The sequence below is a fragment of the Marinomonas mediterranea MMB-1 genome (genome assembly GCF_000192865.1).
Taxonomy (GTDB): Bacteria; Pseudomonadota; Gammaproteobacteria; order Pseudomonadales; family Marinomonadaceae; genus Marinomonas; species Marinomonas mediterranea.
In genome coordinates this window covers 2,719,941-2,742,547 of record NC_015276.1, presented here as the reverse complement: position 1 = coordinate 2,742,547, position 22,607 = coordinate 2,719,941, and the positions used below count along the sequence as shown (strand labels likewise).

8 protein-coding genes are annotated in these 22,607 nt (G+C 45.5%); 4 read left to right on the top strand and 4 right to left on the bottom strand.

The window, feature by feature from the left end; translation table 11 throughout:
- The first annotated feature begins 556 nt into the window (after window positions 1-556).
- A complete protein-coding gene (locus tag MARME_RS12470; RefSeq protein WP_013661616.1) occupies window positions 557-1,762 on the top strand; it encodes a pyridoxal-phosphate-dependent aminotransferase family protein in 1,206 nt (401 codons plus the stop codon).
- Between the two features lie 113 nt (window positions 1,763-1,875).
- On the opposite strand, the gene yddG is transcribed toward MARME_RS12470, so the two are convergent.
- Together yddG and MARME_RS12460 are read right to left on the bottom strand one after the other, a co-directional pair.
- Window positions 1,876-2,769 (bottom strand): aromatic amino acid exporter YddG, encoded by an 894-nt coding sequence (gene yddG / locus MARME_RS12465; protein ID WP_013661615.1) that lies wholly within the window; start codon window positions 2,767-2,769, stop codon window positions 1,876-1,878.
- Window positions 2,770-2,941: 172 nt separating this feature from the next.
- Window positions 2,942-3,661, bottom strand: a complete 720-nt coding sequence (locus MARME_RS12460; protein WP_013661614.1) for an AraC family transcriptional regulator — start codon at window positions 3,659-3,661, stop codon at window positions 2,942-2,944.
- A 155-nt stretch (window positions 3,662-3,816) separates the two neighbouring features.
- On the opposite strand from MARME_RS12460, the gene MARME_RS12455 reads away from it, so the two are divergent.
- Window positions 3,817-4,404, top strand: coding sequence for a methylamine utilization protein (locus MARME_RS12455; protein WP_013661613.1), 588 nt, complete (start codon window positions 3,817-3,819; stop codon window positions 4,402-4,404).
- A gap of 68 nt (window positions 4,405-4,472) precedes the next feature.
- Here MARME_RS12455 and MARME_RS12450 read toward each other — a convergent pair whose 3' ends face one another.
- Entirely contained in the window at window positions 4,473-5,327 is an 855-nt protein-coding gene (locus MARME_RS12450; protein WP_013661612.1) for a universal stress protein, read from the bottom strand.
- A gap of 48 nt (window positions 5,328-5,375) precedes the next feature.
- Window positions 5,376-6,869, bottom strand: a complete 1,494-nt coding sequence (locus tag MARME_RS12445) for a SulP family inorganic anion transporter (RefSeq protein WP_013661611.1) — start codon at window positions 6,867-6,869, stop codon at window positions 5,376-5,378.
- A gap of 343 nt (window positions 6,870-7,212) precedes the next feature.
- Between MARME_RS12445 and MARME_RS21510 the strand changes: the two genes are divergently transcribed.
- The gene (locus tag MARME_RS21510; RefSeq protein WP_013661610.1) at window positions 7,213-12,702 is read left to right on the top strand and encodes a retention module-containing protein; all 5,490 of its coding nucleotides are present in this window, start codon (window positions 7,213-7,215) and stop codon (window positions 12,700-12,702) included.
- Window position 12,703: 1 nt separating this feature from the next.
- Window positions 12,704-22,606 carry an immunoglobulin-like domain-containing protein gene (locus tag MARME_RS12435; RefSeq protein ID WP_013661609.1) on the top strand — a complete coding sequence of 3,301 codons (9,903 nt, stop codon included), beginning with the start codon at window positions 12,704-12,706 and terminating at the stop codon, window positions 22,604-22,606.
- Window position 22,607: the final 1 nt, after the last annotated feature.

Sequence of the window (22,607 nt, the reverse complement as noted above, 5' to 3'; positions counted from 1 at the left end):
CAGATATTAAAGATCATCTGCTTGTGATTCACTTTCCGTCTGCAAATGTAGTGCCAGTCGAGTTCTCGGTGGTAATCAATCTTTGCTTTTCTGTGAGTTATCGTCGGGTATTCGTCTGTTTGTCGGTATTTGCTTATAAGAGTCTAGCGCGAAATATCGGGCATTATTGTGACAGCATGAAAAGGTAAAATGGTTAATTTTAGTTAGTGCTATGGTTTATTTTGGTGCGAGTGTGTCCTTGTGATACGTTGTCTTGTGTTTTTATGGTGCGTTAAGGGTTTTGTTACGCTTGAGCGAAATGTTCTGTAATGGAAAGGGTTTGATAGAGAGTTATATTGTCTTTTTTTTAGTGTGTAGTGGATCCGACTATTTTCGTTTTTTGTTCTCCTCATTTCGGTGTGCCTACAGTATGATGATTAGAATAAAGTTTTGTTTTTTTTTATTTTTCAAAGCTTTATTCTGATATTTAATTTTTAATGGAGAATGATTTTGTATTTTGGTTGTGTTTTTGCGCTAAGAAAACACAGCTGATGTATGATCAAATGTAGTGAAGCAAATGACTGACCATGTAAAGACAGTTCAAATTCCGTCGATAAAATCGCTAGATGATATCTTGCCACGTGAGCCTCTCTTAATGATGGGAGCGGGCCCTGTTCCCATTCCAGAGAGAGTAGCGAGAGCCAATTCGGTCGTTATAAATCATTTAGGCGCGGTTATGGCCCAAGTGATTGATCAAGTGAAGTCGATGGCGCGCTATGTTTTCCAAACAGAATCGCCTTGGGTGATTGGCGTTGCGGGCCCTGCCTCGGCAGCGATGGAAATGGCGGTTGTTAATTTGCTGTCTTCAGGTGACCGCTTCTTATGTATCAACAATGGCTTTTTTAGTAGTCGTATGGGGGAAATGGCCGAGCGTGTTGGTGCGGATGTGCAGACCTTAGATGTGCCTGTCCATTGTGCTGCCGACCCTGATGAGGTTGAACGAGCGATTGAAGCTTTTCAGCCAAAAGCCATTAGTTTGGTGCAAGGTGAAACCTCCAATACTGTGTTTAATCACTCTTTAGAGGAAATCGCTAAAAGAGCAAAAAAACATGGTTGTTTGGTGATTGTTGATGCTGTTTGTACACTCAGTACAATGCCGTTAAAAATGGATCAGTGGCAGGTTGATGTTGTGATTACAGGTGGGCAAAAGGGGCTTTCTTGCATCCCTGGTGTGTCGCTGGTGGCGTTTTCTGATGAGGCATGGGGCACTATTCAAATGAGAGAAACGGTGCTGTCTCATTGGTGTTTTGATGTCAAGTTGGCGGAGAATTTTTGGCACAAGCATGGATACCATTATACTGCACCAGTATCTGGGATCATGGCATTGCATGAAGCGTTAAAGTTAGTATGTGAAGAAACGCTTGAAGGTCGGTTTGCGCGTCATGAACGTTGTTCTAAAGCGCTTCAAGCGGGTATCGAAGGGATGGGGCTGGATCTTTTTATTGATCAGGCTTCGCGCTTGAACTCTGTGGTTGGTGTAAAAATACCGCATGGTTTATCAGCGGCAGATATCTGCACGCATATTTCTTCTGTCTATAAAGTGGAGATTGCGGGCTCGTTCGGTCAGCCTATTGTCCGAATTGGTCAGATGGGTGAACAATGTCGAGAGCATAACCTTTTTAGAGCCTTACATGCTTTCGGTAGTACGATGAGGGACTTGGGGGTGAGCGTTGATCAGCCTCTTGGAATGGCGCACCTAGAAGCGGCATTGCAATCTCGATAGTGAATGGCGCCATGTAAATAAACAGCATGGCGCTATTTTTACCTCCTTTCTTTGCTCTTTTCCTTTTTGTCTTTTTTGCCGCGATTTATTTTCTAAAAATTAGCTGGGGCTCTTTATTCTGTAGCCTTCTTTTTGAGTAGTAGTGCTGGGGTGGTGGCGATTAATGCGCCGCATGTGATTAGCCCGCAGGCGACCCATTGAAAGATCGTTAACGGGTTGTTTAGCGCTAAGGCTAGCCATATGGTAGAGAGTGCGGGTGCCATGTACGAAAGTACGCCTAAGAGTGAAATGTTGCCGTTTTTCACGCCGAAATCCCAGCAAAAGAAGGCGATGCCGACAGGACCTATTCCCAATGCAATAATGGCTTTCCAAGGAAGGGGCGCAAGGTCGGTGTTCGGTTCCAATAAAGCGTGGGCCACGCCTGAAAGTACAGCCGTTATTATGCAGTACCAGACGACTGCGTTAGACGGTATGTGTTTTAGCCTCCCATTTAATACCGAGTAACTTGACCAAATGATCGCACACCCCAGTGCTGCGATGTAGCCTTTGAATTTATCTGTGGGTATTGCATCTTCGCTGCTATGAGTATTGAGAATGATTAACCCTGTGCCAATCAATGCAATAAAAGCGCCCGCCAAATGGCTTTTTTTAAGGGTTCTTAGGGCTAATCCATTAATGATGACGATGAGTACTGGCCACAAATAAGCAATCAGCCCAGCGTCCACGGCGGGAGCGTGCTGAAACGCATAGAAATATAAATAGTGATAAAAGAAGAACGCGGCGCCGCCCAATAACATGATTTTTTTGGGTGTGTTTTTCCAAGACGACAGTAGCTCTTTTTTGATCGAGTAATTGACGAGAAATATAATGGATGCGACCCCAAACGTTAAGCTTAATAAAAACAATGGAGGGGTCTCGCTTGATTGCGCTGTGAAGAGTGCAAGTGTGCTCCAAAGGAGTATTGCGATTGTGCCAATAGCGGTAGACGTGAGCGTTGAGTGGGTCATGGGTTAAATACAAACTTTGTGGATTAAAGTGGGCTTATTCTCGATGTTTTTCTCTTGCTTGGCATGGGCAAAAGTTTGTTTGATGTGTGCATTTTTTGTTTATTATTTAAAACTACGCTACGAAAGTGTGTTTTTAGATCGATTGGTTTTCTAAAGGTTAACGAGTGCTTTTCTATTTGAATGTTGATTGGCTCTTTGGAGAGGTGTTGCGAACACGTTTGTATATTCTGGCTAGAGAGGTCGGATCAGGTAGGTTTAATGTAAATGCCAGTTCATCGAGCGTCTGATGTGGATCTGAAATAAGTAATTGCTCAATTTTGTCCGCCAGCCTCGATTGTTGGAATTGTTTCGGTGTCGTATTGGCGTGTTTAATAAAAAGAGAATGTAGCGCGCTGTGGCTAATATGCAGTTGTTCGGCTAACGCTTTGATTTTGATATTCGGCGTATTTGAAAGTATCGATTCCGCTTTTTTAAACAGTTGTGCGCTGCGTGTCAGTTTAGTTTTTGGTAGCGGGAGTAATAATCCAAGCAGAGCTAAGCTCGTTTCAAGTTTGTGTTCTTCGACGGATGAATGGGAAGATAGATGTTTAAGGAATGGCAATAGCTGTAGAGTTTCAGAAGTCAAGTTAATAAAGCTTGATTGCACTTCGGCTTCGCTGTCCCACGATGGAATATTGTTAACGACAATGCATTCATTCTGTTTTTGAGCGTAATGGTGGTGTTTTTGGGTTTGCGATATGAGAGCAGCGGACCCTTTTTCGATAATCGATTGACGTCCATTAACCTCTAGCTCTAATGATCCTGAGAATGGAATCACAATTTGGGTGTGATGGTGTGCGTGAGGGTCGCCGGTTCCTGAATAGCACAATGTTTCTAATTTGCTTCGTTCCACGCTTTTGGCTTTCTCTAGGGGGAGAGGGAATTTAAGTTTACATTAACTTTCCTGTATTTAAAGCTGAAGAGTTTGCTAAATATAGTTGCGATCCGTGTAATTATATGGCGTTATCGCTATATTGTTTTCGTTAACTCATGTTTTTGGATATTTATATGATTAAACAAATGTGTGTGTTATTGGGTTTTGTTCCTGTTTTGTTACATGCTCAAGATCTGGTGTTGACCGATAAAGAAGGGAATGTTGTTGAGAATGCGGTGGTGTCGTTGTTGGACCTTGAGGCGAAAACGCCTGATGCTATCGAAATAATGGATCAAAAGCATAAGCAATTCGTTCCTCATTTATTGGTTGTGCAAAAAGGTCAAAAAGTGGCGTTTCCAAACAGTGATGATATACGTCATCATGTGTACAGCTTTTCACCGATAAAGCCCTTTGAAATCCGACTTTATCAGGGTGAGCAACCCCCTCCGCCAGTCGAGTTTGATGAGTCTGGTTTGGTAGTGTTGGGATGCAATATACACGACGACATGATTGGTTATATTTATGTGGCTGATAATCACCCCGCAATGCTTACGAATGACAAAGGTGTTGTATCTATTCCAGGCTCTTACCGAGGTAGATTAGGGGTTTGGCATGAGCTTCTTGAAAGTGGGGATTTAGAGATGAAAGCATACGGAGACGATTGGAAGCAAGGTTCAGCGCTGTCTATTAATTTGTTGCCATCATTTGAGGATGACTTATAGATATAAGTATCGCTTTTATTTATTGTGCTCCAGAATGCCGTTGTGGCTTTGGAGCACAATAAAGCAAGTTATCTCAATATAAGTAGTGGGATTTTGCTTTCTGAGATCATCTTATTGGTATTGCTACCGACAAAAAACTGCCTCACTTTCGAATGGGCATAAGCTCCCATTACTAATAACTCAATATTATTATCCCGCTTATATTGGGTGAGTATTGGGTAGATCTCCCCGTTAAGTAGTTGTGCTTCGACTTCGTAGCCCTCAGATGCTAATAAACTCTTAGCAGTCTCAATTTTATCTCTCTTATCTTCGTTTGCTTTAGTGGCGACCATGACTAAATGGCACTTTAGTCCTTTTAGGAGCGGGCTTTTTATAATTTTGTTGATGGCATTGTCTGCTGCTTCTCTCCCATCGTAGGCGATCATAAAATTAGTGGGTGCGCTAAAGTTGTCGGGTGTCACCAGAATAGGAGAGTGCAGGCGTCGAGCAGATGTCTCGACATGAGATCCAATTGCGTGTTTTTTGTTTTTACGTATTTTATCGCACTTTCCTAGAACGACGAGTCTAATGGTGTTTTCGAGCTCTATAAGGCTGTCAACAATATCGCCATGTCGTTGGATCGTTTCGATTGGACTTGAGGTGACTAGTTCAGCTTTGCTTTTCGCTTCTTGTAGTAAGACCTTTCCGCTTTCAGAAGCGAGCTTTGCTCTTCGCTCGTCAAGCTCGGTTAATTCGGATAATAAGTGTTCGCGAGAACTGAACCCAATCGCGCCTGAGAGGTCAGATTTTACGCTGCTATCAGGTCTTTCGATGGTGTGTAACAGAGTCAGTGGGGCTTCCAGTCTCGCTGAAGCCCATGCAGATGCTTTAATAACATCCTTTGTTGTTTCTGACTCATCAATTCCCGCGAATACTTTTATCATTTTTATTCTCCAGTTATAGAGCTATGAAGCTTAAGGTGCTATGACGCTTTAATGGCCGCCCATTAATTTCTCTACTTCTTCAGGTTTGTCATGAATGCCGAATTTGTCAACCACTGTCGCGGTCGCTTCATTCATTCCTATGATGTCTACTTCAGCGCCTTCTCGTCTAAATTTGATAACTACTTTGTCTAATGCTGAGACGGCAGTGATGTCCCAAAAGTGTGCTTCAGAAAGGTCGATGGTGACGTGTTCGATGACTTCTTTGAAATCGAAGCTGTTTGTAAATTGCTCTGATGAAGCAAAGAATACCTGACCAATGACTTTGTAAGTTCTTTTATTGTTGTTGGGCTGATCTTGATCATCTTTCACAACCATGAAACGGCCAATTTTGTTGGCAAAAAACAGTGACGCTAAAAGCACGCCGACAAAAACGCCTAATGCTAGGTTGTGTGTGGCGACGACGATCGCGACAGTGGCAAGCATGACAACATTTGTTGAGATAGGGTGATGTTTTAGGTTTATGATTGAATCCCAAGAGAAGGTGCCAATAGACACCATTATCATAACGGCAACTAACGCAGCCATGGGTATTTGGCTAATCCACTCGTCTAAAAATACGACCATTATAATGAGGAGAGTACCCGCTATAAAAGTAGACAGTCGGCCGCGTCCGCCTGATTTAATGTTAATGACGGATTGACCGATCATTGCACATCCTGCCATTCCTCCAAGTAAGCTAGAGCCAATGTTGGCGATGCCTTGTCCTTTACATTCGCGATTACGATCGCTTGTTGTATCTGTTAATTCATCAACAATGGTTGATGTCATCATTGATTCTAGTAGGCCAACTAATGAAAGGCCTAGAGAATAAGGAAGGATGATCCAAAGTGTTTCTAAGTTAAGTGGAACTTCAGGCCATAAGAAGATAGGTAGTGAATCAGGGAGGTCTCCCATATCGCCCACTGTACGGATGTCTAATCCAACAAACATAGCGAATGCGGTTAATAGGACAATACAAACCAGCGGACTCGGGACGGATTTTCCGATCACGGGTAAGTATGGGAATAAGTAGATGATTCCTAAGCCTGCCGCTGTCATTGCGTATACATGCCAAGTTACGTTTGTAAGCTCCGGCAATTGGGCCATAAATATCAGAATGGCTAGTGCATTAACGAATCCTGTTACGACGGACCGAGAGACGAAGCGCATTAGGCTTCCAAGTTTCAAATAACCTGCGAGAATTTGAAAAACGCCGCAAAGCAAGCTTGCTGCTAATAAATACTGAAGTCCGTGTTCTTTTACAAGTGTCACCATTAAGAGTGCCATTGCGCCCGTAGCGGCGGAGATCATGCCGGGGCGGCCACCCATGAATGAAATGATAACGGCAATACAGAAAGATGCGTAAAGACCTACCTTGGGGTCTACCCCCGCAATAATCGAAAAGGCAATTGCTTCGGGAATTAGAGCTAGGGCGACAACTGTGCCGGAGAGTGTGTCCCCCTTTATATTAGAGAACCACTCTTTCTTCATTGTATCTATCATGGGTTACCTTAAGTTGGATAGGCTGTGAGTTCAATGCCAAGTCGAAGCTAAAAGGTGAGTTTAAACACCTTTATCATCACGAGCTTGGTAGTGAACTACATAAAGAAATCTACGTTTTATAGATGTCTATAGTTTGAGTTTGCGGGTGATTATAGATAGTTAGCAATTTATAGGCAATTTTGATGAGAAATAGTTTTTTGTAACTGGATGTTTGGTTGTTATACAGAGGGTTACATTTAGTCACACTAAGTTCTTTGATATGTACCAAGGTACAATAGAAAGTCTTGACTGTTGCTACTAGAGTGGTCAATAGACAAAATTTTTTATTTGTAGGGTAAGTAAAATGAGCGACAACCAAGTTTCTTTCGCAACGTTAGGTAATGCTGTTGGTTTTGTAACGCAAGTATCAGGGACTGTTAAAGTTCAATCTATTGATGGACAAGAGCGGATCATAAAAGCAGGAGACCCGATATTCTACGGGGAAACCGTCGTTGCTGTAGGGAATGGTAGTGCAACCATTGAGTTTGTTGATGGCACGCAGATTGTTGTCGCTAACCAGTCTGTCGTTGAGATTACAGACGAAATTTTTAGTTTTGATAATACCGATGCAGAGTTAGTAGCCGATTCAACCTCTGAAGCGGATGCTCTACAAGAGGCTATTCTGGCGGGTCAAGACCCTACCTTGATTCAAGAAGCGCCGGCAGCTGGTGAGGAAACAGGTGCAACTGATGAAGAGCAGCGTGTAGATGTCTCGGTTGATCGTAACGACGATACTTCATTGCCTACTTTTGGATACGATACTGATAATGATCGATCTGTTCTAGCTGGTGGTGGTACGACTGGGGGGCAGAATTATTACGGTACTAGCTCTTATGATGTGCCAGAAACAGCTCAATTTGGGCTTTCAGGTGGTTCTGGGGCAGAGGGTGCGCCATCCGATATAAAGTCAGCCCAATTCGTTGATAGCTATGTAAATGGCGTTACATATGTAACCTCAAGTGGGTTGTCAGGTTTGACTGGCGATCAAGGGGATGATGGGAGCTTTGCATATCGGGAAGGTGATTCAATTACATTTTCTGTTGGAGATGTGATTATCGCCGAATTTTCATCAGATCTTGTTTCTAACGGTTTGCTTTTCTTGCAAGATATAGCGCAGACGGATCTAGGTGATGTTAATGATAACTATGTCGAAAATATGGCGATTTTCTTGCAAGCCATTAGTGATGGTTTACAAGATAGTAATTCTGGTGATGGGGTTTTAGAAACCAATGACATCATTAATATGCCTGATGGAAATTCTACTATTACAATTAGTGAAGATATGCGTGAGGCTTTTGAAGGCTACTCGTTAAATCTTTCAGAAGCTGGTAAGCAGATGCTATCTGATGCATTGGCTAGTGTTAATATCGAGTTTACTAGAGATAGTGAAACTGAGGATGGGTTAGGAGTCAATACTTTTGAGACGGCAGCAATGTCTCATGTGGTGGACTCTACTGTTGAGCTTGCTGGCGATAGGGTTCCAGATGAGTTTGATGCTCGAACAACTGATGAAATTGATGTTCCAGGTGGTGTAGTTACCTATAACTATAATGAATTAGATGGTGAAATTACATTTAGTGTATCAGATCTGCTTGAGGGAGCGACTGCAAATCAGGTAGTGGAAGACAATCTTGTGATAAAAGATGTCTCTCTTGCTGCTGGTTATGAAAATATTGGTGAGCTGATTGATAATGGTGATGGTACTTATAAAATCATTTTGAATGAAGGTGTTGATCAATATGATTTAGAGGGATTATCTCTGAATTATACTGCTCAAGATTGGACAGCAACGCAAACTATTACTTCCGCTACATTAGATACATACAAATCCCACCTGTCTACTGATGCTGAAAGTGTGACGGAAGGCGATGATTACGCTCAGTTTACTTTAACTAGTTCATTAAGTTTTGACGAAGATCAAACGCTAAAAATTACGCTCACTAGCGAGAATATGAGTGAGGCGCTGGGTAAGCAAATAGCGGAGTATGCTGATGATTACAGTATGCCAATTGAATATTCAGTAGATGGTGGTGAGACCTGGATTTCTGTTGATTTGGACTCGGTCGAGTATCAAGAGGGTGGAGTTGTTTGGCCTACGTTTAGTGCAACTTTACCAGCAGGTTCGACCTCAATTGAGGTTAGGGTTCCTATCTTTGATGATGTTGCAGTTGAGGGAACTGAATATTTTAATGCAGTTGTAACTGGAGATAATTTTTACGACGAAGAGATTGAATTTGCAATCGAAGATAATGATTCTGTTGCTGAAGAGCTGCCAACTATTTCAACCGATTACGTTTATGCTGTTGAAGGGCAGGAATATGCAGAGTTTACAGTCAGTCTAAGTGAAGCTGCTGATGGAGATGTCTCCGTTGATTATTCTATGGTTGGAATTGGTGCTACGTTAGATGAAGATATTACTGACTATACTGGCACTATTGTTTTTGCTGCTGGAGAAACTACAAAAACGATCCGGATTCCAATTGTAGACGATACTGAAGTAGAAGATGTCGAGATGGCGTTCCTCACATTGTCAAATGTAGAGGGTGGCGCGGTAATTGGGGATGGGCAAGGATCTCTTCGTCTTTTTGATAATGACTCTGATGCGACGTTAGATGTGAATCTAACAATTGATTCGATTGCTCAGGACAACGTTATTGATGCAGCAGAATTTCAAAGTGGAAGTGTCGTTATAACTGGTACTGTATCGGGAGATAGTTATGATCTTGCGATTGTTACTCTCACTATTAATGGGGAAGTGTATACGGCTAATATCGGTTCCGATAATACGTATTCTTTGACTGTTGATACTGCGGATCTTCAATCGGATGGGGATTTAACTGTAGATGCTCAGGTTAATGTTTACAATTCTGATAGTGGGCGAGGTGAGGCGTCAGCAAGTCAATCTTATACTTTTGATTCCTCTCCTTTGTCTATTAATCTTGATGTTGACCCAATTACTGATGATTCTATTCTCAATGCTGTCGAAGCGGGCGGCGATGTAATTGTAACTGGCTCTGTGACTGGTGATGAATTTGATTCCGGTACCGTAACGCTCACAATTAATGATACGGAATACACAGGTGCAGTAACGAATGGCCAGTTTTCTATCTCTGTTGCTGGTTCTGACCTTGAAGCGGATTCGGATAGTCTTGTTGATGCAACGGCTTCCGTATCAAATGCAATTGGTCAGTCTGGGGGGGGAGCGTCTACTGAAGCGTATTTTGTGGACACTACTGCTCGCGCAACCGTTCGCGTTGATTCAATTACATCTGATGACGTTATTAATTCCCAAGAGGCGGGTGCAACCATTACGGTAACGGGTCGTGTTGGCTTCGATGCGGGTGCTGGTGATACCGTCTCGATGGAAATCAATGGCACAACTTATACCGCCGTTGTGCAAACGGACAGTACTTGGTCTGTGGATGTTGCTGGTTCTGATTTGGCGGCGGATGCTTCGTTTGTTGCCAGTGTATCTGGTCAAGATGATGCAGGTAACCCTTATTCAGCCTCAACGACATCAACCCATACGGTTGATACTTCTATTGCAACGCCTTCTATTTCGTTTGAAAGTACGGGGGATGATGATGTTTATAATGCCGTAGAGCTTGGTGATGATGGTACGGTCACTGCGACTATCTCTGTTACTGGCTCAGAAGTAGGTGATACATTAACGTACAGAGTAGGTGATGGCGAAACGATTACCGTAACATTGACGGCGGATGATATCGCTAATGGTGTGACGGTTGAAGTACCTCCGCAGGTGACATTAACAGCTAGTTTATCTGATGACGCTGGTAATACTTCTGATGAGGTGAGTGACCACCCAATGTCTGCGGATGTCTCTGCGGATTCCGGTACTGTTACGGTTAACGATATCACAGAAGATGACGTGATTAATGCGGCTGAGGCTGCAGGTACGGTGTCTGTAACAGGTGATGCAATAGGCGGTGATATTTCAGAAGGTGATGTTGTTGCTTTAGAAATCAACGGAACCACTTATACAACGACAGTCGGCCCAGATGGTTCTTGGTCTGTCGATGTGGCGGGTTCTGATCTTGTTTCGGATACAGAGTTTGATGCGGTTGTTACGTCTTCTGATGATGCAGGTAATACCGTTGAAAGCGTTGGTAGCTCGACTCATACAATTGATACATCCCCTCTTGCTATAAACTTAGATATTGATCCAATTACTGATGACTCTATTCTGAATGCAGCAGAGGCGGGTAGTGATGTAACCGTAACGGGTTCTGTTACGGGAGATGACTTTGATACCGGTACGGTAACGCTCACGATTAACGGTACGGAATATACTGGCGCAGTAACGAATGGTCAGTTTTCTATCTCTGTTGCTGGTTCAGACCTTGAGGCGGATTCGGACAGTCTTGTTGATGCAACGGCTACCGTTTCAAATGCAATTGGCCAGTCTGGGAATGCAACTTCTACAGAAGCGTATTTTGTTGATACTACCGCTCGTGCAACCATTCGTGTTGATTCAATTACATCGGATGATGTTATTGATGCAGAAGAAGCAAATTCAACCGTGTCAGTAACAGGGCGTGTTGGTTTTGACGCTAGTGCTGGTGACACAGTTACGATGGAAATTAACGGCACTACATATACGGCAACGGTTCAAGCGGATAAAACATGGGCCGTTGATGTGGCTGGTTCCGATTTGGCTGCGGATACTTCTTTTGTTGCAAGTGTGTCTGGCCAAGATAGTGCAGGCAACCCTTATTCTGCGTCTACTACCTCGACTCATACTGTTAATATTGTAACTGGAGACACTTCTCTGAGTCTAAGTGCGACCGATTCGATCACCGAAACGGGTGGTGTGGTGACTTACACGGCGACCTTGACTAATGCAGCACAAGGCGAAGTGACGGTTACCCTAAGCAATGGTGAGACGATCACGATTGCAGATGGCGAAACTCAAGGCACGGTGGATGTCGTGGTCGCGGCAGACGAAGATGTGTACGTGGATGCGGACAGCATCAGCGCGAGCATTAGCGGAGCGACAGGCGGCAACTTCGAGAACTTGGTGGTTGATAGCACGCCAGCAACGACTCAAATCACAGATACCACAGACGATACGACGGTTAGCCTAAGTGCGACAGGTTCCATCACGGAAGCTGGCGGCACAGTGACTTACACAGCGGAATTAACGTCAGCGGCTGAAGGTGATGTGACGGTTACCCTAAGCAATGGTGAGACGATCACGATTGCAGATGGCGAAACTCAAGGCACGGTGGATGTCGTGGTCGCGGCAGACGAAGATGTGTACGTGGATGCGGACAGCATCAGCGCGAGCATTAGCGGAGCGACAGGCGGCAACTTCGAGAACTTGGTGGTTGATAGCACGCCAGCAACGACTCAAATCACAGATACCACAGACGATACGACGGTTAGCCTAAGTGCGACAGGTTCCATCACGGAAGCTGGCGGCACAGTGACTTACACAGCGGAATTAACGTCAGCGGCTGAAGGTGATGTGACGGTTACCCTAAGCAATGGTGAGACGATCACGATTGCAGATGGCGAAACTCAAGGCACGGTGGATGTCGTGGTCGCGGCAGACGAAGATGTGTACGTGGATGCGGACAGCATCAGCGCGAGCATTAGCGGAGCGACAGGCGGCAACTTCGAGAACTTGGTGGTTGATAGCACGCCAGCAACGACTCAAATCACAGATACCACAGACGATACGACGGTTAGCCTAAGTGCGACAGGTTCCATCACGGAAGCTGGCGGCACAGTGACTTACACAGCGGAATTAACGTCAGCGGCTGAAGGTTGATGTGACGGTTACCCTAAGCAATGGTGAGACGATCACGATTGCAGATGGCGAAACTCAAGGCACGGTGGATGTCGTGGTCGCGGCAGACGAAGATGTGTACGTGGATGCGGACAGCATCAGCGCGAGCATTAGCGGAGCGACAGGCGGCAACTTCGAGAACTTGGTGGTTGATAGCACGCCAGCAACGACTCAAATCACAGATACCACAGACGATACGACGGTTAGCCTAAGTGCGACAGGTTCCATCACGGAAGCTGGCGGCACAGTGACTTACACAGCGGAATTAACGTCAGCGGCTGAAGGTGATGTGACGGTTACCCTAAGCAATGGTGAGACGATCACGATTGCAGATGGCGAAACTCAAGGCACGGTGGATGTCGTGGTCGCGGCAGACGAAGATGTGTACGTGGATGCGGACAGCATCAGCGCGAGCATTAGCGGAGCGACAGGCGGCAACTTCGAGAACTTGGTGGTTGATAGCACGCCAGCAACGACTCAAATCACAGATACCACAGACGATACGACGGTTACGTTGACAACCAGCGATGTGAACGAAGACGCGGCGAGCGTGACCTTCACAGCGACCTTGTCGAATGCGGCTGAAACCGAAGTGACCATCACCACGGATCAGGGCGACATCGTGATCGCGGCAGGCGAAACGACTGGCACCTTGGTGGTTGATATAGATGAAACAGATATATCTAATGGAAGTATATCTAGTTCAGTTGAAAGTGTTTCAGGAGGCAACTTCGAAGCCGTGGACTTCAGCTCAGCGACCGCGACGGCACAGATATTCGATATTACTCCAACTGAAGCGCCAGGTGTAACCATCACAGAAGATGCGAACGACGATGGTCTTATCAGTGCGGCAGAGCTTGATGGTCAAGTGAACGTGACGATCTCTCTAACCGATACTGGTGCGCTTGAAGGCGATACTTTGACTGTGAACGGCACGGACATTGTATTGACAGCGGCTCAGATCACAGCAGGTGAAGTGTTGACGGCGGTCGATGCGCCAGCAGAAGGCGCGACGTTAACTGTCGAAGCAACTATTACGGATGCAGCAGGTAATGTCTCTGAACCAGGCACAGACAGTGCGGTACTGGATACTACGGCAGCGGGTGCGCCAGGTGTAACCATCACAGAAGATGCGAACGACGATGGTCTTATCAGTGCGGCAGAGCTTGATGGTCAAGTGAATGTGACGATCTCTCTAACCGATACTGGTGCGCTTGAAGGCGATACTTTGACTGTGAACGGCACGGACATTGTATTGACAGCGGCTCAGATCACAGCAGGTGAAGTGTTGACGGCGGTCGATGCGCCAGCAGAAGGCGCGACGTTAACTGTCGAAGCAACTATTACGGATGCAGCAGGTAATGTCTCTGAACCAGGCACAGACAGTGCGGTACTGGATACTACGGCAGCGGGTGCGCCAGGTGTAACCATCACAGAAGATGCGAATGACGATGGCCTTATCAGCGCAGCAGAGCTTGATGGTCAAGTGAACGTGACGATCTCTCTAACCGATACTGGTGCGGTAGAAGGCGATACTTTGACTGTGAACGGCACGGACATTGTATTGACAGCGGCTCAGATCACAGCAGGTGAAGTGTTGACGGCGGTCGATGCGCCAGCAGAAGGCGCGACGTTAACTGTCGAAGCAACTATTACGGATGCAGCAGGTAATGTCTCTGAACCAGGCACAGACAGTGCGGTACTGGATACTACGGCAACAGCCGGTACGGTGACGGTTGACGACATCACAGCAGACGATGTGATCAATGCAGCCGAAGCGGCTACTACAGTGTCTGTAACGGGTAACGCAACAGGTGGTGACATCAAGTCTGGCGATACCGTTACTCTTGAAATCAACGGCGAGACTTACACAACGACAGTCGGCGCAGATGGCTCTTGGTCTGTGGGTGTGGCAGGTTCTGATCTTGCAGCGGATACCTCGTTCAATGCGGTTGTGACGTCTAGCGATGATGCAGGTAACACAGTCGACTCCATTGGCTCGTCAACTCATAGCGTTGATTTGACATCTAATGCGAGCATAGATGTTGACATCATTACACCGGATAAGATTATTAACTCATTCGAGTCTGCAGAGGGTGTGCTTGTTCCTATTACAGGTTGGGTATCTGGCGACGCTCAGCCTGGTGATACAGTTACAATTACCTTAGATGGCGTTGAAATCGGCACAGCTCAAGTCAGCGAAGAACAGGATGATCAAGGTCGATACTTATATGAGGTTGATGTTCTAGGGTCGGATCTAGCAGGCACGAACTTAGCTAACCCGTTTATTACAGCTACCGTCAGTGGTACTGATGAAGCGGGTAACTCTTTCGAAGCGAGCAGCACTGAAATTTATAAAGTTGATTTGTTTGCTGATGTTGATGCTTTTGTACAAGACCCGAGCGGTGATTCAATTATTAGCTTCGACGAGCAAGGTAACGTGAAAGTTGGAGGCTGGGTTGAAGCTGGAGGTGATGTTCAGTCTATTACGATAACTGACTCCGAAGGTAATCAAGTTACGATTACGGAAGGTATTTCTACAGAAGATGATAGCGGTTACGTGTATTTTGAGTCTTTGGTTGATGTTGGCTCGTTAACTGATGGAACACTCAATATTGTTATCAACGTAACAGATGGCGCTGGAAATGAAGGACAGTCTGAAACATTACATATTGAGAAAGACACTGGTATTGCTACACCATCAATCTCATTTGAAAGTACAGGAGATGATGATGTTTACAATGCCGCTGAGCTTGGTGACAACGGAACGGTTACGGCCACTATTTCGGTAGCGGGTTCTCAAGTGGGCGACACCCTAACTTACAGCGTCAACGGTGGCGCTAGTGTGACAGTGACGTTGGATCAGGATGACATTGATAACGGTGTTGCAGTTGAAGTGTCTCCAGAAGACTCGATTACTGCGACAGCATCTGATACAGCAGGCAATACGTCTACTCAAGCAAGCGCAACGGCACCGGCTGCTGACTCGGACATTGCGACACCAACTATCTCTATTGCAGGCGACATCAACGAAGATGGTGTGTACAACGCGGTCGAGCTTGGCCAAGACGGAACAGTTACTGCAACTATCTCGGTAACAGGTTCCCAAGTGGGTGACACCTTGACTTACAGTGTCGATGGTGGCTCTAGTGTGACGGTGACCTTGGATCAAGACGATATTGATAATGGCGTTGCCGTTGAAGTGTCTCCAGAAGATACAATCATTGCGACTTTGTCTGACGAGGCTGGTAACACTTCCGATTCAGTGAGTGCAACGGCGTTGGCTGCAGATACAGAGGTTGCGACGCCAACGATCGCTATTGCAGGCGATAGTAACGAAGATGGCGTTTACAACGCAGAGGAGCTTGGTGAAGACGGTACGGTCACGGCGACTATTTCAGTCACAGGTTCTCAAGTGGGTGATACCTTGACCTACAGCGTCAACAATGGCGACCTGGTTACAGTTGAACTAACAGCAGCCCTAATCGACAGCGGCATTGAAGTTGAAGTGTCTCCTGAAGACACCATCACAGCGACTTTGTCTGATGAGGCTGGTAATACGTCGGATTCTGCTAGCGCAACTGCATTGGCTGCGGATACTTCAGTAGAGCCTCCAGTTATCACTAATATTACGGATGACTCAGCGGGCTCTGATTACTCAACAGTAACATTACATGGCACGGGTGAAGCCGGTGCAACGGTTACGTTGTGGGTTATTGCTAATTCAACAAATAGCGGTAATGACACTCAAACTGGCGAATATACTGAGCTGTCAGAAGTAACGACGACAGTATCTGAAGATGGTACATGGTCTCTGGATGTCTCGAACTTAAGCGATGTTCCAGTTAACGACAATGAATTCTTTAAAGCGGTACAAACAGACGAAGCTGGTAATACCAGCGACTTCTCTAATACTGCTCACTATTGGCATGGAACATGGAGTGGCATCTCGGCTGAAGCTGACGATGATTATGTTATGACCGGCTCTGGTAATGATTCAATTACCATTAATTCGGATGATGTTAACAACGCATTGACTGTAGATGGTGGGGCGGGAACAGATACTGTTATCTTCAAGAACTTCGATGCTGATCAAGCGACTTTTGTACTTGATGATAATGGCAATCTACAAATTACTCGTGGGGATACGAGTGACGTTGTGCTGCTTATTGATGTTGAGAACGTGAAAATTGATGGAACTACCTATACGGTTGATGAACTCTTTACGCCGATTGTTGAAATTACTGAAGATACAAACAATGATGGATACATCAGTAGTTCTGAGCTTTCAGGCGAGATAAATGTTTCGATTACATTGCCAATAGGTGCACAGGAAGGTAACACGCTTACTGTAAATGGCGTTGCGATCACATTAACTGCAACGCATATCGCAGCGGGCCTTATTTCGACAACGGTATCAGAGCCAGCAGAGGGAGAGACGGTAACAGTCACTGCAACGCTGACTGATAATCAAGGAAATGTTTCTGAGAGTGGGCAAGATTCCGCAATCTTGGATACCTCTGTAAGTCAGCCTACTGTTTCGATTGACTCAGATAGTGATACAGGCTCTTCTAATACCGATGGTGTTACGAATGATACTACGCCAACATTTAATATCTCTGGTATTGATGCTGATGTGTCGTCTGTTGAGTTATTTGATGGCACTAATAAGCTTGGTGATGCTCAGTTTGTTGACGGAAACTGGACGTTCACTCCATCCTCTGAAATGGCAGATGGAAGTCACGATATCACCGTAGTGGCGACAGATGCGGTTGGTAATATCAACAGCTCAGAGACCTTAAGCATTGATATAGGCGGTATTTCCGCTCAGGATGAGACGGTAACTACTGAAGAAGACAATGCGATTACGATTGATGTTCTTGCAAATGATTCTGATCTCGATGGCGATGCATTAAGTATTGATGCTGCTGAGTTAACAAGTGGCCAAGGTTCTGTTGAGATCGTTGACGGTAAGGTTGTATTCACGCCTGCTGCGAACTTCAATGGCGAAGCAACAATCAGCTATACAGTGACTGATAGTAACGGTGAAACTGCTACCGCAGAGACAACAGTAAATGTCACCGCTGTTGACGATGAAACTGTCTTGACACTGAATGCAGTGGAAGTAACAGAAGATTCAACCGTCGCGGGTGATACGGTAGCGACCTTCAGCGCTTCTGATGAAGATGACACAGTAACCGTTGGCTTCACACCAGGTACGAACGACGATGGCTACTACGCAATTGACGGTACGAACGTTGTTCTTACGCCAGCAGGTGAAGCCTACCTAGATGCCGGTAACGAGTTACCAGAAATCAGCCTAACCACAAGTGGTTCTGATACAGATAAGACAGCGACGGCGACTCCGACAACGAACCTAGTGGATGATGAAACTGTCTTGACACTGAATGCAGTGGAAGTAACAGAAGATTCAACCGTAGCGGGTGATACGGTAGCGACCTTCAGTGCTTCTGATGAAGATGACACAGTAACCGTTGGCTTCACACCAGGTACGAACGACGATGGCTACTACGCAATTGACGGTACGAACGTTGTACTTACGCCAGCAGGTGAAGCCTACCTAGATGCCGGTAACGAGCTTCCTGAGATCAGCCTAACCACAAGTGGTTCTGATACAGATAAGACAGCGACGGCGACTCCGACGACGAACCTAGTGGATGATGAAACTGTCTTGACACTGAATGCAGTGGAAGTAACAGAAGATTCAACCGTCGCGGGTGATACGGTAGCGACCTTCAGCGCTTCTGATGAAGATGACACAGTAACCGTTGGCTTCACACCAGGTACGAACGACGATGGCTACTATGCAATTGACGGTACGAACGTTGTTCTTACGCCAGCAGGTGAAGCCTACCTAGATGCCGGTAACGAACTTCCTGAGATCAGCCTAACCACAAGTGGTTCTGATACAGATAAGACAGCGACGACGACTCCGACAACGAACCTAGTGGATGATGAAACTGTCTTGACACTGAATGCAGTGGAAGTAACAGAAGATTCAACCGTAGCGGGTGATACGGTAGCGACCTTCAGTGCTTCTGATGAAGATGACACAGTAACCGTTGGCTTCACACCAGGTACGAACGACGATGGCTACTATGCAATAGACGGTACGAACGTTGTTCTTACGCCAGCAGGTGAAGCCTACCTAGATGCCGGTAACGAGCTTCCTGAGATCAGCCTAACCACAAGTGGTTCTGATACAGATAAGACAGCGACGGCGACTCCGACGACGAACCTAGTGGATGATGCGTCCGAGTTAACGGCAGATTCGAACTCTGCGCAAGAAGATACAAGTATCACAGTATCAAGCGCGAATGGAGTGCTAGCGAATGACTCTGATGAAGATTCAGTACTCGAAATCGCGTCTTTCTCAGTTAATGGACAAAATGCATCCGCCGGTTCAACGCTTACTATTGCAGGTGTGGGGACGCTAACAATCGAGGCAAGCGGCGCGTACGAGTTCACTCCGGTCGATGACTGGTCTGGCACGGTTCCGCAAGTGACCTATACGACCAATACAGGCTCAGATTCGACGCTTGATTTGAACATTACGCCAGTTGCTGATGCACCGAGCCTGACAGTAACACTCGGTGATGCGACCTCTGGTGGCTCAACGGATACAACGTTAGATGCGAACAATGTAAGTGACTTAGGTAAAAATACGAATAACGAAGACGTTGAAACGAGAACGTTTGACTTCGGCAGTGAGAATGCAGGTAAGACAGTTACCTTGTCTTTCGACTCTGTCATTTCTGGTGGTTGGGAATCTAGCGGTACGTATGCTGATAGTTATGAAGTCTCTTCAAATGGTGAGTTGCTAGAAAGCTTTACCTATAGTCAGAGTAACGGCAGCAGTCAGTCGCAAAGTAATACCTATACAGTCCAATTGGACAGTGATGGTAAAGTTGCCATTGAATTTAATGTCGACAGCACTGGATCTGATGAAGAAGTTGATATTTCTAATATCCAAGCAACATTGACTTCGAGTAGTGATACGTTATACCCACTTACTATCTCTGCTGCTCAAACAGATGCAGACGGTAGTGAGACATTGACGTATAGCATTGCTGCATTGCCTGATGGCGTGACGCTACAGGATCAAAATGGCGATACTATTGAGCCTAATCAAGACGGTAGTTACACCTTGGTTGAAAGTCAGCTAAGTGGTCTTAATGTCGCTGTTGAAGAAGATGTTTCGACTGACGTCGATATTGCGGTTACTGTAACGAGCTCGGAAGGTGGTTCTAGCGCTGTAACGACTGAGACAGTAACAGTACCTGCTGGCAACGATGCTCCAACCATCGAGTTGGAGACTGGAGCGGATTCTGTATCGGTTTCCGAAGAAGGGTTGGCAGAAGGTAATGCTGATACAACAGGCAATACGGATTCAACCAACACTGTTACGGCAACAGGAAACTTTACGGTTTCCGATGAAAATGACGATTCGCTGACTGTTTCATTGGTCGCTCCAACGGGCTCGTACACATCAAATGGCGAAGCCATCGTGTGGAGCACGAACGATGAGGGTGATCTAGTTGGTTCTGCAAATGGCGAAACAATATTAACGGTTTCTCTTGGAGACGTAACAAATGGATCAGGTAGCTACACAGTTACCTTGTCTGGATCTCTGGACCATTCAGATACTTCGTCAGAAGATGTTGAAAGCATTCAGTTTGGTATCAAAGTATCAGATGGAACAGAAACGACTACTCAGAGTGTGACGGTTAATGTTGAAGATGATGCACCTGATTCTGTTACGACAACAGCCTCTTTAGAATTAGGGAACTCGGCAGCGTCTAGCTTTGCGGTTTCGTCCATCGAAGGTGGGTTGACATCGAGTAGTTTCACGAGTGCCTATAATTCAAATACAGATCAAACGAATACGGATAGCGATAGCCTAGTTGATGTTGTTGAGTGGGGTGATAACCACGATACGAGCAAATATAGCCTGTCTGATTCGGCTGATCAAAGCGAAGAATCAGTAGGCGAAAACTTTGTTATTGGCGAATTTACTCATGTAAATAAAGAGGTCAGTTCTTCATACAGTACGCTTGATACAACAACAATGACTTATACATTCGATATTGTCATCGATGGCGTAACTAAATCAGTAACCTTAGAAGTCGAGTTGGATCATACTGAGACATCTAATAGTGGCGGCTCGGATGCGGATACGGTTGTGATGGGCACCTTGCCTTCAACACAAGTTGAAGTGAACGGCGTTACCTATGACGTGTCACTGAGTGGATTTAAAGAGTCGTCTGGTAATATTGTGACAAGTTTGTCTACGGCTGAAAATGCGAGTCAAACCGCTTCTGTTGTCGCCAATGTTAGCGTGGCTTCTGGTAGTTCTGAGAGCAATGATGTATTGACCGGAACTCTTACTGTTGATGCTGGAGCGGACGGTGGAGCGGTAACGGCTGCAACGACCGAAGATACAAACGGTACCTTGGTTGTAAACGCGGATGGTAGTTATACCTATACGCCAAGTGAGACACTAACGTCGTCATTGGGATCTGGTGAAACTACGACTGTTTCTTACAGCTACAGCGTGGTTGACTCTGATGGTGATACGTCAACCAATACGTTAGAGATTACTGTTACTGGGTCTGAAGCAACGACGAGTACTAGCTCAGGACTATCTGCCGAGTTCTATAACTACTCAGGATATGGAGATTACGGCAATACGGATTCTATATCAGAAGCAGTAAGCATAATTTCTGATGCTAGTGAGCCAAATGCAACCTTTGTTGCGACTGAGGTTAATTATACTAAGAGTGATGGCGATCTAGGCGCATGGGGTAATTTAGAGGATTGGATTGGGGACGATTCAAGCTCGTTGACCTATAACGATCAGCAGCATACCGGTGACGCGGTTGTAAAAATGACGGGGTCGGTATCTCTAGATGCTGGAACGTATACAATCAAAGTCACTGCGGACGATGGCTACCAAATCAAAATTGATGGTGAAGTGGTTGCTGTTTACGATAGCAACCAAGGTACGACATCTCGTTACGCAACTTTCACGATTGATGATAGCGGTACTCATGATATTGAGATCGTCTACTGGGATCAGGGTGGTCAATACACACTAGCGGTCGAGTTAGCAGATGAATCTGGAAACTACGAATACCTAGGTAGTGATGCGTATCCAACATCTCATGAATCTTCTTCAACGGTTACGGATACGGGGTCCGATTCTGATTCTTCGACTGTCGTTGACGGGACGGATGTTGATTCTTTAGAAGATCGTATTAACGAGATCAATGATATTGATCGAGTTCAATCGAAACATGGCTCTATACAGGGAAGTGACGCGGATGAAGATCTACGTGGTTACGGTGGCGATAATTGGAGCTCTAAAGACTACATCGATGGTGGAGATGGCGATGATGTATTAATCGGCGGAGGCCATAAAGATACGTTAATTGGTGGTGACGGTGATGACTATCTGTTGGGCGGTTTGACGACTGGAGAAGACTGGAAGACCGATACCTTGACTGGTGGAGAAGGCGACGATGTCTTTATCTTGACAGATCATGGTCAAGCCAACGGTTGGAATGACTATGCGGATGACTTGATCACCGACTTCAACGCAGCAGAAGATTCGTTGGATCTTACCGATATCCTAGATGGATTGGATGACGCTCCGAATAGTAATGCTGATACGGATGCTATTTCAGACTTCTTGAATCAGCATGTAAGTGTTGAAGACGGAGCAGTGAAGATCGATGGCAATGATGTTGCAACCTTTGGGGATGATTCTGATTTTGATTCAAACCAAGATGGATCTGTTACGTCGAGTGACTCTGTAACGATTATCTTTAATGACCAAGAATACGTCATTAACATTGATGGTTAGA

Coding starts and splice junctions, on each gene's coding strand:
- MARME_RS12470 (WP_013661616.1), top strand. CDS start 557: ATGACTGACCATGTAAAGACAGTTCAAATTCCGTCGATAAAATCGCTA.
- yddG (WP_013661615.1), bottom strand. CDS start 2,769: ATGACCCACTCAACGCTCACGTCTACCGCTATTGGCACAATCGCAATA.
- MARME_RS12455 (WP_013661613.1), top strand. CDS start 3,817: ATGATTAAACAAATGTGTGTGTTATTGGGTTTTGTTCCTGTTTTGTTA.
- MARME_RS12450 (WP_013661612.1), bottom strand. CDS start 5,327: ATGATAAAAGTATTCGCGGGAATTGATGAGTCAGAAACAACAAAGGAT.
- MARME_RS12445 (WP_013661611.1), bottom strand. CDS start 6,869: ATGATAGATACAATGAAGAAAGAGTGGTTCTCTAATATAAAGGGGGAC.
- MARME_RS21510 (WP_013661610.1), top strand. CDS start 7,213: ATGAGCGACAACCAAGTTTCTTTCGCAACGTTAGGTAATGCTGTTGGT.